Here is a 15,860-nt window from a genome sequence, read left to right as displayed (position 1 = left end):
ACGTAGAAATTTCAATGGGTTGGTGTGGCTCCAGCGTCTCCGTCGGCGCTTGTGGGCATGAAAAAACCCCCGCGCCCGAAGGCGCGAGGGTCGATTTCGATCTGCCGATCAGGGGGTAAAGGTCAGCCTACCAGCCGCACTTCTGGCCCTTGTTCTGCTTGATCAGCCAGGTGTTCAGCGGCTTGAAGTACTCGGTCACCGCGCTGGCGTCGGTCTGGCGCTCGCCGGTGAAGGCTTCCAGCTCGTCCGGCCAGGGCTTGGACTGGCCCATCTCCATCATCTTGTTGAACCGGGCCCCGACTTCCTTGTTGCCGTACACCGAGCAACGATGCAGCGGGCCCTTCCAGCCGGCCTGCTTGCAGGCGGCCCGGTGGAACTGGAACTGGTAGACGTGGGCCAGGAAGTAGCGGGTGTAGGGCACGTTGCCCGGCACATGGTACTTGGCGCCCGGGTCGAAGGCGTTCTCGGGACGCGGTCCGGGCGGGGCGACGCCCTGGTACTTCATCTTCAGCGCCCACCAGGCCTTGTTGTAGTCGGCGGGCTTGACCGAGCCGTCGTAGACCTGCCAGCGCCAACGGTCGACCAGCAGGCCGAAGGGCATGAAGGCGATCTTGTCGAGCGCCATCTTCAGCAGGAAGGGGGTGTCGCCCTCCGTGCCCGGAACCTTGTCGAGGATTCCGACCTGGTTGAGGTAGGTCGGGGTCAGGGCCGAGAGGCCGACGAAGTCGCCGATGGCCTCATGGAAGCCGTCGTTGGCGCCGCCCTTGAAGATGTAGGACTGATCCTTGTAGGCGCGCTGGTAGTAGTTGTGACCCAGCTCGTGGTGGACGGTGTAAAAGTCCTCGGCGTTGACCTTGGTGCACATCTTGATGCGGATGTCGTCGCGGTCGTCGAGGTTCCAGGCCGAGGCGTGGCAGACCACCTCGCGGCCTTCCGGCCGGGTGATCTGGCTGCGGGTCCAGAAGGTTTCCGGCAAGGGGGCCAGGCCCAGCGACGAGTAGAAGTTCTCGCCGGTCTTGACCATTTTCAGCGGGTCGTAGCCCTTCTCGACCAGCAGGTTGTCGAGGCTGTAGCCGGCGGTGTCGTCCGCAGGCTTCACGATCTCATAGATGTTGCCCCATTGCTGGGCCCACATGTTGCCCAGGAGGTCGGCGCGGATCGGGCCGGACTTGGGTTGCACGGCATCGCCGTACTTCAGGTTCAGCTCCTTGCGCACATAGCAGTGCAGGTTCTTGTAGAAGGGCTCGACCTGCTTCCACAGGCGGTCGGTCTCGGCCGCGAATTCGTCGGGGCCCATGTCGTAGCCCGAGCGCCAGAGAGCGCCGGTGTCGGCATAGCCGAGCGACTTGCTGCCCTCGTTGGCCAGATCGACCAGTTGGGCGTAGTCGGCGGTCATCACCGGCGAGATCGAGTGCCAGCCTTCCCAGGCCGCCTTCAGCTCTTCGGGGTCATTGCTCCTGGCGAGAATGTCCTCGGCGTCGTTGAGGGTGATCTGCTTGCCTTTGAAGTTGAACTTGCCGGTCGAGTAGATGCTGTCCAGCCGGCCGGCGATGGTCGCCATCTGTTCGGCGGCGCCGGGGCGCTGCGGCGCGGGCAGGACCAGGGCGCGCTTGAGGATGTCCAGCTTGCGGCGGGTGACCGGGTCGGCGGCGGTCTTGTCGTACTTCGCCGCCTCGACGGCGAGGTTGGTGGCCAGGGTGGTGGCTTCGGCGCCGGCCTTGGCCTCGAGGAACATGGTGTCCTCGGTGATGTAGGTGGCGCGCACCCAGCTGGCCTTGTTGACGTACTCGCTGAGTTTGGCGAGGTCGGCCTCGGCCTTGTCGATGAAGGCCTTGGCCTCTTCGGGGCTGGGAACCGGCGCCGGGGCGGCGGCGGGGGCGGGAGCAGGGGTCTGCCGGGCCGCGACGGTGGTCAGACCGCCGGTCAGAGCCAGGACGGCCGCAGCCGTCAGCAGGGTCGTCTTCTTCATGGGACGCTTCCTCGGAATTTGGGGTGCGGCAAGGGAGCGCGTGCGGTTAACCGCGTCAAGCCAATCCTCCTTCGGCAGGCCGAAGGCCTGACGGGGGAGGGGGACCGCCGCCGCGACTTAGCGGCGGTGGTGGAGGGGGCAGCGCCGGCTTGTCAGGATAGGGAGCGTTCTGGCGCGGGCGGCGACGACAGCGTTCATGATCAACCCGACCCGCCGGCGCTGCCCCCTCCACCACCGGGCCTAAGTCGGCCCGGCGGTCCCCCCTCCCCCGTCGCTTCGCGCCGAAGGAGGATTTGGTCGTGCCTATTTCACGCAGGCCGCCAGCCCTTCGCGCCGCACCGTCCCGCTCGCCGCGCCGATCCGCTTCGAGCGCTTGCGCACGTAAGGCCCCGGCGTCGCCGCCTTCCACTTCAGGGGGCTCGGCAGGATGGCGGCCAGGCGGGAGGCCTGGGCGGCGGTGAGCTTGTCGGCGCCGACGCCGAAATAGCGGCGGGCGGCCGCGTCGGCGCCGTAGACGCCCGGGCCCCATTCGACGCTGTTGAGGTAAACCTCCATGATCCGCTTCTTGCCCCACAGGGTCTCGATCAGGACGGTGAAATAGGCCTCCAGGCCCTTGCGCACATAGGAGCGCTGCGGCCAGAGGAAGACGTTCTTGGCCGTCTGCTGGCTGATGGTCGAGCCGCCGCGGATCTTGCCCGGCCGCCGCTGGTTGTGGGCCATGGCCTTTTCCATGGCCTTGAAGTCGAAGCCCCAGTGGCCGCAGAAGCCGGCGTCCTCGGCGGCGATGACGGCGTTGGGCAGGGCCGGGCTCATCTTCGACAGGGACATCCAGCGCCGGTCCAGACCCTTGCCCTCGAACACCCGCTGAACCATCAGAATGGTCACCGGCGGCGGCACGAACTTGAACAGCAGGGTCGAGGCCACCGGAGCCACCACCCCGACGATCAGCAGCAGCATGACGAGCCGGCGGACAACCTTGCCGAGGAAGCTGGTCTTTTTGACCGCCGCCGCCGGGCGGGCCGGCAACGGCCGCCGGGGCGAGGGGGCCGGCGTCGGCAAGATAGCCGGCGGGGGGGCGGGCTCCAGCTGACCTTCGGTGTCGGCCGGCGTGGCGTCTTCGGCCGGTGCGTTTTCGGCATCATCCGTCAGAGCATGGCTTTCGGCGGCGTCATCGGGCGGTGTCGCCTCGATGGCGTCCCCGGGAATCGCCTCGGACAGGACTTCAGGCGGCGCGGCATCCGGCGCTTGCGCTGCCGGGGGCGCCTCGGCGGGCGTCTCCGCCGCCGGCTCGACCGTCTCGTCCTCGTCTCTGCCCGGTGTCTCGTCCGACACGCGCATCGCCCCTTGCCATGACCTTGGGGCCACATGCTAACCGGCTCGGCGTAACTTGTCGCGAGAGAGCGCAGCCATGAACGTTTCCGACGCCGTCGCCGCCCGCGTTTCGGTCCGCGCCTTCAAGCCCGACCCGGTCCCCGCCGCCCTGCTGCGCGAACTGCTGGAAAAGGCCCACCGGGCGCCGAGCGGCGGCAACCTGCAGCCCTGGCGGGTCCACGCCATCGCCGGCGCGCCGCTGGAAGAGCTCAAGGCCAAGGTCGGCGCCAACCTCGGCGGCGAGCAGCCGGAGTACGACGTGTACCCTGAGAACCTCTGGGACCCCTTCCGCACCCGGCGGTTCGAGTGCGGCGAGGACCTCTACGCCACCATCGGCATTCCGCGCGACGACAAGCCCGCCCGCCTGCGCCAGCTGTTCAAGAACACCCAGTTCTTCGGCGCCCCGGTCGGCGTCTTCTTCAGCCTCGACCGCAAGCTGGGACCGCCACAGTGGTCGGACGTCGGCATGTACATGCAGACCCTGATGCTGCTGGCCGTCGAGGCGGGCCTGGCCACCTGCGCCCAGGAGTTCTGGGCGCGGTATCCGAAGACGGTGGGGGATTTCCTCGGGCTGCCCGAGGACCACATGCTGTTTTCCGGCATGGCGCTGGGCTACGCCGACGAAAGCGCGCCGATCAATGCCCTGCGCACCCGGCGCGATCCGTTCGATGTGTGGGCGGAGATGCGCGGGTTCGACTAGAGCGGAACCGCCGCCACGCCCGCGCCGCCGTCCTCGTCGCCCCAGGCGACCGAGCGGCCGTCGGGGGTCATCGCCAGAGCCGAGATGGCCGCGCCCTTCTCGGCCTTGATCATCTCGCGCCGGCCGCTCTTGAGGTCACAGATCCATACCCGGCCGTCGTCGAGACCGCCGGCCAGCAGGTGGCCGCCCGGCGTCGCCGCCACCCGCACGACCAGGGCGTCCTGGTCGTAGGCGATCTCGGCCGCTTCCTTGCCCATCGGGCCGTTGGCCCCCTGGAAAGGCCAGACCACGGCGCCGTTGGCCCCCGAGGTCGCCAGCATCAGTCCGCCGGACAGGAAGGCCAGGCTTTTGACCTTGGCCGGATAGCCGCCCATCCGCATGTCCTTGGAATCGGCCAGGCGCCAGCCGTGCAGGCTGTTCTCCTGCATGGCGCTCATCAGGAACTTGCCGTCCGGGCTCCACAGGACCATCGCATGGCTGCCGGCCCACTTGAGGAACTGCGGGACCTGCTTCTCGATCCGCGCATACCAGAGGGCTGCTCCGCCGTAGGTGGCGGTGGCGATGCGCCGACCCTTGGGATCGAAGGCGATGTCGGCCACCGATTTGTCGTGGGTGAAGACGCGGCTGAAGTCTGCGTCCTTCGAATCGCGGACATGCAGGTCACGGCCGGCGGAGAAGGCGATCAGGCCGGATTCGGCGCTGGCGGCGACCGCGTCGAGCCATTTTCCCTTCACGCTGGCGATTTCGCTGGCGACCAGGTCGTCGCCCTCCAGGCGGCTCCAGACCAGGCGTCCATCGTCGCCGGCGGTGAGGATGCCGTCGCCCGAGGGATGGACGCAGGCGGCCAGAACCGCGCCGTCGTGAGCCTGGACGGTGACGAATCCTTCAAGCGTTACAAGGCGCGCCGTGCCGTCGCCCAAAGCGAACATCGGTATGGCTTTGGCGTCGAAAAGCGCGGCGGTCACATAGGCGTCGAATTCGAGGATCATGCTTTTCCGCTTAGACCGGATGGACCCCGCACCGCCATAGCGGCGTTCAGATTCCCGCACGGCGAGAGACGGGCTTTACAGGTCGCCGCTCCTGCGCCATGGGAGAAGCGAATAACAGACGGGCCCGCAGAGTGGCTCGCCACGAGGAGTGTTCGAATGGGTGCCTCACTGGCCGGCGGCGGCAAGAAGTCGAAGTTCGATCTCGGGCAGAATTCCGAGATCAACGTCACGCCGTTCGTCGACGTCATGCTCGTGCTGCTGATCATCTTCATGGTCGCGGCGCCTCTGGCCACGGTGTCGATCGCGATCGACCTGCCGCCTGCCATCCCGCCGCCCCCGAACGCCAAGAAGCCGCCGGATCCGACGATCATCTTCATCCAGAAGTCGGGCGCGCTGTTCATCGACGGTCAGCAGACCCGTCTGGAAAACCTGCCGGCCGACGTTCCGGCCGACATGGTCAAGAAGGGCGTCACCGCCGTTCCGCAGACCGAGCGGGTGTTCCTGCAGGCCGACCCGGACGTGCTGTACGAAGACTTCATGGCCGTGCTGAACGTTCTCCAGGAGAACGGCTACTTCAAGGTCGGCATCATCAACGAAGACATCGAGTAGGATTTAGGTCCTGCGAGAAATTGAAAGGGCCCGAGGGAAACCTCGGGCCCTTTTTCTATTTTCTATTCCTCCTTCGGCAGGCCGAAGGCCTGACGGGGGAGGAACTGGAGCCTAAGCGATACAGCCCTCGAAGCCGGCCTTCAGCGCCGCTTCGTCGAGGTCGCGGCCGATGAACACCATGCGGCTGTAGCGCTGGTCCTTGTCGGTCCAGGGCCGCTGGTAGTCGCCTTCCAGGATCATGTGCACGGCCTGGAAGACCAGCCGGCGCTCATCGCCCTTGATGTCGATGATGCCCTTGGCCCGCAGAATATCGACGCCCTTCTCGGCCAGCAGCTGGTTCAGCCAATTGGTCACCCGGATGCCGTCCAGCGGCTTGTCAGCCGTCAGGCTGATGCCCTTGATCCCCGCCTCGGCGGCGTGGTCGTGGACATGGCCGTGATCATGCCCGTGGTCATGATGGTGATGGTCGTGCCCGTGATCATGCTCACAGTGCTCGTCATGCACATGCCCCTCTTCGCCGTGGGCGGGGTTGAGGAATTCCGGTTCCAGGTCGGTGATCCGCTCCAGGTCGAAGCTGCCGCGGCCGAGGATGGCGTCGAGCGGCACCTGGCTTCTGGTCGTGCGGTGGATCGGGGCAAGCGGATTGATCCGCCGGATCGAGGCTTCGACGGCCAGCAGCTCGGCCTCGGTCACCAGGTCGGTCTTGTTGAGCACGATCTGGTCGGCGAAGGCGATCTGTTCGACCGCTTCCCTGCTGTCGGCCAGGCGCAGGGGCAGGTGTTTGGCGTCGACGACGGTGGTCACCGAATCCAGTTGGGTGCGGGCCCGCACGTCGTCGTCGACGAAGAAGGTCTGGGCCACCGGGCCCGGATCGGCCAGGCCCGTGGTCTCGACGATAATGGCGTCGAAGCCACCCTTGCGCTTCATCAGCCCCGACAGCACCCGGATCAGATCGCCGCGCACCGTGCAGCAGACGCAGCCGTTGTTCATCTCGAACACTTCCTCGTCGGCCCCGACCACCAGGTCGTTGTCGATGCCCACCTCGCCGAACTCGTTGACGATGACGGCGTAGCGCTTGCCGTGGTCCTCGGTGAGGATGCGGTTGAGCAGGGTGGTCTTGCCGGCGCCGAGGTAGCCGGTGAGGACGGTGACGGGGGTCTTGCCAACAGTCTGGGAAGTCATGGCGCCTATCTAGGGTCTTGCGAGCCCAAACGGAACCTCAGGACTCGAAGATCACCACGGCCACGGCCATCAGGATCAGGGCGATGCCGAGAATGGTCGATTCCCGCGCCTGCAGGGCGTCCAGCTTCACGAACCGGGTCCCGGCCAGCATCAGACCGGTGAACAGCATCATAGCCGTCGCCGTGGCGGCCAGCAGCACCAGGCTGAGCAGACCAAACCCGACCCATCCGTGCTGGATGGCGGTCATGTATACGCCGATGAAGGCTTCACACGGAGAAAGGGTCAGCAGCAGCACCAGGCCGGCGATCGCTGCCCGGTCCGACAGGTAGCGGCGCGGCTTGTCGGGATGCTGGTGCGCCTCGCGGGTCAGGTAGAAGACGCCCAGGGCGACCAGCACCGCGGCCACGATCCATTTGAACCAGCTTTCCAGGGCCGGGGCGGCGACCAGGCCGACCGCCACCACCACCGCGCCGATCGCCACCGTGAAGGCCACATGGCCCAGGCCGGCCAGGGCGGTGACGCCCAGCGTCTTGCCGGCCGACCACCGCTGCTCCCGTCCGACCAGGACGAAAGGCAGCCAGTGGGTCGGCAGGATCGCGTGCATGAAGGCGACGACGAAGCCGGCGGCGGCAATGGAGGTGAAAACAGCGAGGTTCACGGCAGGGGCTATAGAATGTTATATTGTAACGGTCCAGCGACTCCTTCACGCCGCGCCGCTCTGGCCTCTCCGGCGGCGCGCTCCTACAACAGGCAAGGCTCCGGGTGGTTCGGGTGTCAGGGGGAATTTGCATGTTTGCCTGGTGGACCAATCGCGGGTTTCTGACCCTGCTGACCCTGATCGGCGTCTGGGGCCTGTTCGGCGCCTTGATGACCTTTGCCTTCGGGTCTGATGTCCTGGACCGCCTGCCGCCGCTTTGGGGCGTCGGCCTGGTGCTGGCCGCTGCGGTCAACTGGTGGGTCGGCAGCCGCCTCAACCACCGCCCGCCCAGGATCGACACCCGTTTCTGGAAGAAGCGGCTCTACTACCCCGCCTGGAACCGCTTCTGCGGCCTGCCGATGGAGACCTGGTCAGTCCCGGCGCTGATCCTCGGCCTGTTCATCATCATCGCCGGCATCCTGCGCTTCTTCCTGGTGGTCCCGAACCTCTAGAGGCCCACGTCCGCCAGCGCCGCCCGCAGCAGAGGGGCGATCTGGGCCGCCACGGCGGCCTCGCCGTCCGCGTCGGCCATCAGGTCCTGGCGCACTTCCAGCTCCAGGTAATCCAGCCCCCGGCCGATGGCGTGGCGGGGGATGGAGTAGTCGATGGTGTCCATGCTGTAGGGCTGGTTGTCGCCCACCACATCGTGCCCAAAGGCCGCGCGGAGCCGGGCCAGCATGGCGTCCGAGAAAGCCGAGTCCGGCAGGTGCAGCACGCCGTACTTCCAGGGACGCGGATGGCCGGCCAGGGCGGGGGTGAAGCTGTGCAGGGCCACCACCACGGTCGGACGGTCGCCCCTCGCGTCCAGCTCGGCGGCGATGGCGGCGTGATAGGGGGTGAAGATCTCGTCGATCCGCGCCTGCCGCTCTTCCGGCGTCAGGTGGAGGTTGGCCGGGATCACCGTCCCGTCGCTGACCTCGCAGATGGCGTCCAGCCGCGAGGGGTCACGATTGCAGTCGATGACCAGCCGCGAATAGCGCTGGGCGATCAGGCAGGCCCCTAGATCATCGCTGAGAATCGTCCCCATTCCTGAAACACCGATGTCCAGGGCGATATGTCGCCGTCTTTCTGAATGAGACAGTTGGAGATTGTTAAGGTTGAGGGGGATTTCCTGACCGGCATGGTCCGCGATCAGAAAAAACGGCGAATCGGCGCCTCTATTTCGAGCAATCACAGGCGATCCCTCGCCTGCGACAAGCAGTCCACTGGCCATGCCGTTCAAATCGAGCCCCTGTTCTGACAATGGCCGTTGTTTCCATCCGCCACCTGACGACCTACCGCTACCGCAAGCCGGTGGCCTTCGGCGAGCATCGGATGATGTTCCGGCCGTTGCAGGCCTTCGACCAGCAGCTCATCTCTTCGTCGGTAACGGTTTCGCCTGATCCTGAGTTGCTGCGCCACATCCAGGACGTCAGCGGCGCCTGCGTCGGCGTCGCCCGGTTCGACCGCCCGTCCGACCGACTGGTGTTCGACAGCCGGGCGCGGGTCGAGCATACGGTCCACACCTCTTTCGAGTTCGAGATCCGCGACGCGCGAGTGGGCGTCGATTCGCTCTACGACGCCGGCGACCACACCGAACTGGCGATCTCCCTGAACCGGGCGCATGCCGACGCCGGCGAGGTTGCCCAATGGGCTCGCCGCTTCGTTCCGGCCAACGGCGATGTTGCGGTCTCCGCCGTGTTGACCGACATGACCCACGCCATCCGGGCCGATTTCGCCTACGCCCTGCGCCTGCGGGGCGGGCCGCAGAGCCCGGCCGAGACCCTGGCGCTGCGCAGCGGCAGTTGCCGGGACTTCGCCGTCCTGATGATGGACGCGGCCCGCTCGCTGGGCATCGCCGCCCGCTTCGTCTCCGGCTACATCTATTCGAGCTCGGCCAAGTCCGGGTCCAAGTCCGGCGGCCGCACCGGTGGCGGCCACACCCACGCCTGGATGCGCGCCTATGTGCCCGGCTGCGGCTGGGTGGATTTCGATCCGACCAACGGCATTGTCGGCAATCTGGACCTCATCCGCGTAGCCGTCGTCGCCGATCCGCGCCTGGCCCTGCCGCTGTGGGGTTCGTACGACGGTGATGCCGAAGATTACGTCGGAATGGACGTCGAGGTGGATTTGTCTGTAGAGGATGCCGCAGCGGCGCAACCGCCTTTCCCGCTGAGAGTTGCGCAAGCGGGCTGAGTCTGGCCCGGGCTTTCAACGGGCGGGACACCACCAGATGCGCATTCGGGCCGGCTACAAGATCACCTACGACTGCCCGGTCGAGACTCCCATGCTGATGATGGTCAACCTGCGCCCCGAGCGGGCCGGTGACCTCGAATCCCCCGACACCGTGCTGACCGAGCCCTTTGTGCCGGTCCGCCAGTACATCGACACCTTCGGCAACATCTGCAGCCGCGTGGTCGCCCCGCCCGGCCGCTTCACCATCCACAGCGATTTCATCGTCAAGGACAGCGGCATCCCCGACCCGATCGTGCCGGACGCCATCCAGCACCCGGTCGAGGATCTGCCCGACCATGCGATCGAATACCTGCTGCCGTCCCGCTACTGCGACACCGAGCTGTTGCGGGATCTGGCCTGGAAGCTGTTCGCCGACACGCCGCCGGGCTGGGCCCGGGTCCAGGCGATCGTCGAGTACGCCCACAAGCGGGTGACCTTCGGCTACGAGCACGCCCGCTCGACCAAGACAGCCTTCGAGGCCCATGAGGAACAGCAGGGCGTCTGCCGCGACTATGCCCACCTGGCCATCACCCTGTGCCGCTGCATGAACATTCCGGCCCGCTATGTGACCGGCTACATGGGCGACATCGGCATTCCGGTGCATGGAGTCATGGATTTCAGCGCCTGGTTCCAGGTCTGGCTGGGCGGCGAGTGGCGGACCTTCGACGCCCGCCACAACATGCCCCGCATCGGCCGCCTGTTGATGGCCGTCGGCCGCGACGCCACCGACGTCGCCATCGTCACCACCTTCGGCGCGGCCCAGCTCGTCGAGTTCACCGTCATCACCGAAGAGCTGAAGTAGACGGGTTTTGACGGGCTCCCTGCGTTGACTCAGGCGAGTCCGTCTGTATAAGACGCCTCCCTTCGCTCCCGGGCCTTCGCCTGCGGGGCGCTATCGTTTTTGCTATCTCACGTTCAGGACGGACCGATGTACGCGGTGATCAAAACCGGCGGCAAGCAATACCGGGTTTCCCCCGGTGACCTGCTGGTTGTCGAAAAGCTGGCTGGTGAACCCGGCGCTGAAGTTTCCTTCGACCAAGTCCTGATGCTGGGCGATGGCGACACGGTCACCGTGGGCGCCCCCACCGTCGCCGGCGCGGCCGTCACGGCCACCCTGGTCGAGACCCGCAAGGGTGAGAAGGTGAAGATCTTCAAGAAGATCCGCCGCCAGGGCTACCGCCGTACCCGCGGTCACCGCCAGACCGAAACCGTCCTGCGCGTCACCGCCATCGGCGATGCCAAGTGGGACGGCAAGGTGGACCTGACCACCAAGGCCGAGCTGAACGCCCGCTCGCGGAACCTGAAGCTGGCCCAGTTCGCCACTCCGGTTGAAGCCGCCCCGGCCCCGGCCAAGAAGGCCGCCGCTCCGAAGGCCGCCCCGAAGGCTGACGTCGCCGCCGAAGCCGCTCCGGCTCCGGAAGCCAAGGCCGCCGCGCCGAAGAAGGCCGCTGCTCCCAAGGCCGCCCCCAAGGCTGCCAAGGCTGACGACGCCGCCCCCGCCAAGAAGGCCGCCCCGAAAAAGGCCGCCAAGAAGGACACCGACGAAGCCTGAGGGCCTCGTCGATAGAGGATAGGAGAGCACTATGGCTCACAAGAAATCTGGCGGTTCCTCGCGCAACGGGCGCGACTCGGCTGGCCGCCGTCTCGGCGTGAAGAAGTTCGGCGGCGAAGCTGTGCTCGCCGGCAACATCATCGTGCGTCAACGCGGCACCAAGTTCTGGCCGGGTGAAAACGTCGGCATCGGCAAGGACCACACCCTCTTTGCCCTCGAAACCGGCAACGTAAAGTTTGTCACCAAGCGCAACGACCGCACCTACGCGACGGTTGTTCCGAAGATGGCCGAGGCCGCCGAGTAAGGCGACTTCAGAGACCTTCTCTCCGGAGCGCCGACAAAGCGATCCGGACACGAAACTCCAGAAGGGAGTCCGGATCGCCGGACTCCCTTCTTTCGTTTCAGGGCCCCGCCAGAGGGCCGGGAGGCAAGACAATGTGTCTGATCGAACAGACCCCGAGAATTGAAACGCGCCGCCTGACCCTGCGGGCTCCGGCGCCGGGCGACGAGGCGCGCCTGGCCGCCCTGATGGCCGACTACGACATCGCAAAAATGACCAGCCGCGTGCCGCACCCCTATGGCCTGGGCGACGCCGTGGACTTCATCACCCGCGCCCAGTCGAGGGACCCGCGCACGGACCATAACTTCCTGCTCGAGCATGAGGACGACGGCGTCATCGGGGGGCTGGGCTTCTTCACCCCCCCGGGCGAGCCGCTTGAGGTTGGATATTGGGTCGGGCGGAACTGGTGGGGCCGGGGCTTTGCCTCGGAAGCCCTGCAGGGGGCGCTGGCCTGGTCCAAGCACGAGTGGAAGAAGCGGTTCGTCGTCGCCGGCCACTTCAGCGACAACCCGGCCTCGGGGACCGTGCTGTGCAAGGCCGGCTTCCTCTACACGGGCGAGGTGCAGCACAAGCACAGCCTGGCCCGCGGCGAGGAGGCGGCGACCCGGATGATGGTCTGGCTGGCTTAGCGAAGCCGAAGTCTCAAGCTCTCCCCCCGCGAAGTGGGGGGAGGACCGCTTTGGAGCGCGAGCGACAAAGCAGGAGGGGGGACCCCTGCCTGAAGATTATCCCTATCGCCGGTGGGGCCCGCCTCCTGATTTCTCGCTTGAAGCTCGAAATCTGTCCTCCCCCCACTTCGCGGGGGGAGAGCTTACGCGCTACGCTCCCCGCATGATCCAGACACACCCCTGGTGGCGCGGCGCGACCGTCTATCACATCTACGTCCGCAGCTTTTTCGACAGCGATGGCGACGGCCATGGCGACCTGCCCGGGGTGCTGGCCAAGCTCGACTACATCCAGAGTCTCGGCGTCGACGCCATCTGGCTGTCCCCCGTCCACCCCTCGCCCAACCGCGACTGGGGCTACGACGTCTCCGACTACCACGGGGTCCATCCTGACTACGGCTCGATGGACGACCTGCAGGCGGTCATCGACGGGGCCCATGCGCGCGGCATGAAGCTGCTGCTCGACGAGGTCCTGGCCCACACCAGCGATGAGCACGCCTGGTTCCACGACAGCCTCAAGGGCATCAAGGAGGACTGGTACGTCTGGGCCCCGCTGAAGGACGACGGCACGGCCCCCAACAACTGGCTGAGCTGCTTCGGCGGCCCGGCCTGGGCCTACCAGCCGCTGCGCCGCAAGGCCTATCACCACAAATTCCTGCGCCAGCAGCCCAAGCTCAACTGGAGAAACCCGCACGCCCGCCAGGCCGCCCTCGACGTCCTCGACTTCTGGCTCAGCAAGGGCGTCGACGGCTTCCGGCTCGACGTCGCCAACGCCTACCTCCACGATGAGACCCTGACCGACAACCCGGTCGATGACAGCGACACGCCCTTGCGCTGGTCGGCCGCCGCCAACTTCCAGCGCCACTTCAACGATTCCAACCTCGTCGAGAACATCGAGGCCCTGAACGACGTCCGCCTGACCGTCGACCGCCACCCGGACCGTTTCGTGTTCGGTGAGTTCTCCGAAGAGGCCGACCGCTGTGGTGGCTTCGCGGCGCCGGACGAGGGCCTGCACGCCGGCTACAGCTTCCCGCTGCTGCTGGCCCGCCGCATGGGCCCCGACTTCATCCGCCAGCACATGGAGATGCTGGAGGACCACCCGCGCCATTGGCCCTGTATCACCTTCTCCAACCACGACGTGCCGCGCACGCCCAGTCGCTTCGGCGACGGCTCGCCGCCGGTCGCCAAGGTCATGCTGGCCCTGCTGCTGACCCTGCGAGGCTCAATCCTGATGTACCAGGGCGAGGAGCTGGGCTTGCCCGAGGCCGACCTGACCCGCGAGCAGCTGCGCGATCCGGTCGGCGACCTCTACTGGCCGGCCCACAAGGGCCGCGACGGTTGCCGCACCCCGATGCCCTGGAGCCCGGCGGCCAACCTCGGCTTCACCACCGGCAGCCCCTGGCTGCCCGCCGCGCCCGAGCACGCGGGCCTTACGGTCGTCGCCCAGGACGCTGATCCGGACTCGGCCCTGGCCCTCAGCCGCGCCCTCATCGCCCTGCGCCGCGCCCATCCGGCGCTGCGCCTGGGCGACATCGCCTTCCGCGACGCCCCCGCCCCGATGGCGGTGTTCGAGCGGAGCGGGGAGGGCGAGCGCCTGCTCTGCGCCTTCAACCTGGGTGACGGACCCGCGCCGGCCGATCCGGCCTGGACGGAGGGCGAGACCCTGCTGTCGGGCGACGGGCGCGGACCCTTCGCCTTCCGGATCGCCCAGATCTAGAGAGGAGGCTCTAGGGCTTGGGTTTGGGGCGGTAGTCCTCGCCGACCACGAAGGCGGCCCGGCGCACCCGCTTGCGGTCGAGACCGGCGCGGAACGAGCCGACCTGTTGGCTGCGGGCAAAGTCGCCTTCGATCAGCGCCACGCGCGGGGCCATTTTCGCCACCCCGTCGGCGTCGCGCCGCACCTCGTCCTCGGCCACAACCAGCACCCGGTCGCCCAGGGCCGGGGTCAGGGGATGGCGGGCCTCGGCCTGGTTGCCGGCCTTGTCGCGGCGCAGCCAGATGGTCAGCGGCGGGGCGCCCGGCTTTCCGAAGTAGTCGCGGCCGTAATAGGCCATGGCGTTGAACAGGAAGCGGCTATCAACGGCGACGGCGCTGAGGCCCTTGTCGGCCTGCTCGACCTGGGCCCGCTGGACGGTGGCCTCGGCCACGTCCTTCCAGCCGCGCATCCGCTTGATGGCGTTGGATTGGCCAAGCCTGTCAGCCAGGGCCGGGCTGGCGATGCAGAGGATCAGGATCCCGACCAGCAGGCCCTGCACGACCAGGGCGGCGCCCGTCCCGATCTTTGTCCACAGGCTGGGCCACCAGCGCACCACCAGGCCGGCGACCAGCACGGCGGCGGGGATGTAGGCGGCGGCGGTCCAGTTGGCGTTGGCCCGGGTCAGGATGGCCTGGACCCCGACCACGACCAGCGGCGGGATGGTCCAGCAGATCAGCAGGACATCCTCGTCGGTCAGGCGCTTGCGGACCGCCAGGACGTAGGCCGCCAGCAGCACCAGGAAGCCCAGGCCGAAGACGCCGATCTGCTCGACCATCAGCCGCAGGAACTCGACGACATGGAAGCCGATGCCCGACCCCAGATCGGCGTTGGCGGCGGTGTGCTGCACGGTCTCAAAGCCGTTCAGGGCGTTCCAGATCAGATTGGGAGCGATGACCGCCGCGAACACCCCGGCCGCGACCAGGGCGGTGGACGGCCGCCACACGCTCCGGGCCCGGCCCGAGACGATCAGATGCAGGACAATGCCGATCACCGCATAGAGGGCGGCATATTTCGACAGCATGGCCAGGCCCAGCGCCGCACCCAGCCCCGCCGCCGTGAACAGCGGTCGCTTGGCCGCCGGCAGGTCGACATAGGCCAGGAGCGCGATGCTCAGGAAGCAGAGCAGCGGCGTGTCGGTGGTCATGGTGACGTTGGCGACCGCGACCCCCGGCATCAACTGATAGATCAGCAAGGCCAGCAGGCCGGCCCAGGGCCCGTACAGCCGCCGGCCGACGGCGAACAGCACCAGGCCCGTCACCGCATGGAACAGCGGGGCGGCAATGCGCACGAAGGGCTCGGAATTCCCCCCGATGGCCGTGGTCAGATGAATGACCCAGGCGATCATCGGCGGCTTGGAGAAATAGCCCAGATCCAGGGTTCGCGACCACAGCCAGTACTGGGCTTCGTCCGGGTACAGCTCGAGCGGGGTGGCGAACAGGGCGAAGAGCCGCAGGCCGGTCAGCAGCACCGTCGCCGCCAGGGCGAAACGCCAGGGCCGACTCGCCTCGAGATAGGCCTGGCGGGCCTGTTCCTGGTGTGTGGCGGTCAAGCTTCGCTCCCCGGCGATTCGTAGTTTGCCCCCCACGCTGCGCGCAATGGGGGCGGATTTCGCCCCCTATAGGGCATGCGGAGGATGGGAGTGTCGCAAAGTTGCGACAAGGCGTCTCAATTCGGTCCCAAAGTCTTAACGCCCGCTTGTGCCGGAAAAGTCTGCGGTTACAAGGTGCTTCCGTGGTGATGGGGCTTGTCCACGGTCACCAAAGCTTTGCAATCGGGCGCTATTGCGGCGGCCAAATCCGCCATCGGGGGCTCAAGT

The 15,860-nt window shown here is 67.2% G+C and carries 15 protein-coding genes and 1 pseudogene; 9 read left to right on the top strand and 7 right to left on the bottom strand.

Going from position 1 to position 15,860, the window contains the following annotated elements:
- Positions 1 to 127 precede the first annotated feature (127 nt).
- Together AC2YG9_RS03595 and mtgA are read right to left on the bottom strand one after the other, a co-directional pair.
- Positions 128 to 1,969, bottom strand: a complete 1,842-nt coding sequence (locus AC2YG9_RS03595) for a M2 family metallopeptidase (protein ID WP_487296547.1) — start codon at positions 1,967 to 1,969, stop codon at positions 128 to 130.
- 303 nt (positions 1,970 to 2,272) lie between these two features.
- Entirely contained in the window at positions 2,273 to 2,995 is a 723-nt protein-coding gene (mtgA, locus tag AC2YG9_RS03590) for a monofunctional biosynthetic peptidoglycan transglycosylase (RefSeq protein ID WP_487296915.1), read from the bottom strand.
- A gap of 382 nt (positions 2,996 to 3,377) precedes the next feature.
- On the opposite strand from mtgA, the gene AC2YG9_RS03585 reads away from it, so the two are divergent.
- Complete coding sequence (locus AC2YG9_RS03585) at positions 3,378 to 4,040, top strand: nitroreductase (protein WP_487296546.1); 663 nt, start codon at positions 3,378 to 3,380, stop codon at positions 4,038 to 4,040.
- Here the strand turns inward: AC2YG9_RS03585 and AC2YG9_RS03580 are convergent.
- Positions 4,037 to 5,029, bottom strand: a complete 993-nt coding sequence (locus AC2YG9_RS03580; protein ID WP_487296545.1) for a WD40 repeat domain-containing protein — start codon at positions 5,027 to 5,029, stop codon at positions 4,037 to 4,039. The two genes, AC2YG9_RS03585 and AC2YG9_RS03580, sit on opposite strands and share 4 nt — an antisense overlap.
- Positions 5,030 to 5,185: 156 nt before the next feature.
- On the opposite strand from AC2YG9_RS03580, the gene AC2YG9_RS03575 reads away from it, so the two are divergent.
- The gene (locus AC2YG9_RS03575; RefSeq protein ID WP_487296544.1) at positions 5,186 to 5,638 is read left to right on the top strand and encodes a biopolymer transporter ExbD; all 453 of its coding nucleotides are present in this window, start codon (positions 5,186 to 5,188) and stop codon (positions 5,636 to 5,638) included.
- Positions 5,639 to 5,749: 111 nt separating this feature from the next.
- Here the strand turns inward: AC2YG9_RS03575 and AC2YG9_RS03570 are convergent, their stop codons facing one another.
- Both AC2YG9_RS03570 and AC2YG9_RS03565 read right to left on the bottom strand, forming a co-directional pair.
- Positions 5,750 to 6,820 (bottom strand): CobW family GTP-binding protein, encoded by a 1,071-nt coding sequence (locus AC2YG9_RS03570; protein ID WP_487296543.1) that lies wholly within the window; start codon positions 6,818 to 6,820, stop codon positions 5,750 to 5,752.
- A 37-nt stretch (positions 6,821 to 6,857) separates the two neighbouring features.
- Entirely contained in the window at positions 6,858 to 7,478 is a 621-nt protein-coding gene (locus AC2YG9_RS03565) for a hypothetical protein (RefSeq protein WP_487296542.1), read from the bottom strand.
- 131 nt (positions 7,479 to 7,609) lie between these two features.
- On the opposite strand from AC2YG9_RS03565, the gene AC2YG9_RS03560 reads away from it, so the two are divergent.
- Entirely contained in the window at positions 7,610 to 7,969 is a 360-nt protein-coding gene (locus tag AC2YG9_RS03560; protein WP_487296541.1) for a hypothetical protein, read from the top strand.
- Here AC2YG9_RS03560 and AC2YG9_RS03555 read toward each other — a convergent pair.
- Positions 7,966 to 8,730, bottom strand: a complete 765-nt coding sequence (locus AC2YG9_RS03555) for an N-formylglutamate amidohydrolase (protein WP_487296540.1) — start codon at positions 8,728 to 8,730, stop codon at positions 7,966 to 7,968. The genes AC2YG9_RS03560 and AC2YG9_RS03555 overlap by 4 nt on opposite strands.
- Before the next feature lie 29 nt (positions 8,731 to 8,759).
- Between AC2YG9_RS03555 and AC2YG9_RS03550 the strand changes: the two genes are divergently transcribed.
- From AC2YG9_RS03550 to AC2YG9_RS03525, 6 genes and pseudogenes are all read left to right on the top strand, one after another.
- Positions 8,760 to 9,692, top strand: a complete 933-nt coding sequence (locus AC2YG9_RS03550; protein ID WP_487296539.1) for a transglutaminase family protein — start codon at positions 8,760 to 8,762, stop codon at positions 9,690 to 9,692.
- Positions 9,693 to 9,729: 37 nt separating this feature from the next.
- Positions 9,730 to 10,533, top strand: coding sequence for a transglutaminase-like domain-containing protein (locus AC2YG9_RS03545; protein ID WP_487296538.1), 804 nt, complete (start codon positions 9,730 to 9,732; stop codon positions 10,531 to 10,533).
- Positions 10,534 to 10,659: 126 nt separating this feature from the next.
- Positions 10,660 to 11,127: pseudogene (gene rplU, locus AC2YG9_RS03540) on the top strand (50S ribosomal protein L21); the annotation flags it as partial.
- 187 nt (positions 11,128 to 11,314) lie between these two features.
- Complete coding sequence (gene rpmA, locus AC2YG9_RS03535; protein WP_487296537.1) at positions 11,315 to 11,587, top strand: 50S ribosomal protein L27; 273 nt, start codon at positions 11,315 to 11,317, stop codon at positions 11,585 to 11,587.
- 131 nt (positions 11,588 to 11,718) lie between these two features.
- On the top strand, positions 11,719 to 12,252 hold the full coding sequence (locus AC2YG9_RS03530) for a GNAT family N-acetyltransferase (protein ID WP_487296536.1): 534 nt from the start codon (positions 11,719 to 11,721) through the stop codon (positions 12,250 to 12,252).
- Positions 12,253 to 12,454: 202 nt separating this feature from the next.
- A complete protein-coding gene (locus tag AC2YG9_RS03525) occupies positions 12,455 to 14,005 on the top strand; it encodes an alpha-amylase family glycosyl hydrolase (RefSeq protein WP_487296535.1) in 1,551 nt (516 codons plus the stop codon).
- Between the two features lie 10 nt (positions 14,006 to 14,015).
- Here AC2YG9_RS03525 and AC2YG9_RS03520 read toward each other — a convergent pair whose 3' ends face one another.
- The gene (locus AC2YG9_RS03520) at positions 14,016 to 15,593 is read right to left on the bottom strand and encodes an ArnT family glycosyltransferase (protein WP_487296534.1); all 1,578 of its coding nucleotides are present in this window, start codon (positions 15,591 to 15,593) and stop codon (positions 14,016 to 14,018) included.
- Positions 15,594 to 15,860: the final 267 nt, after the last annotated feature.

Source organism: Caulobacter sp. SRI_014 (assembly GCF_057586315.1).
Note: the sequence above shows the minus strand (reverse complement) of the source record. Positions and strands in the feature narration are given on the sequence as shown.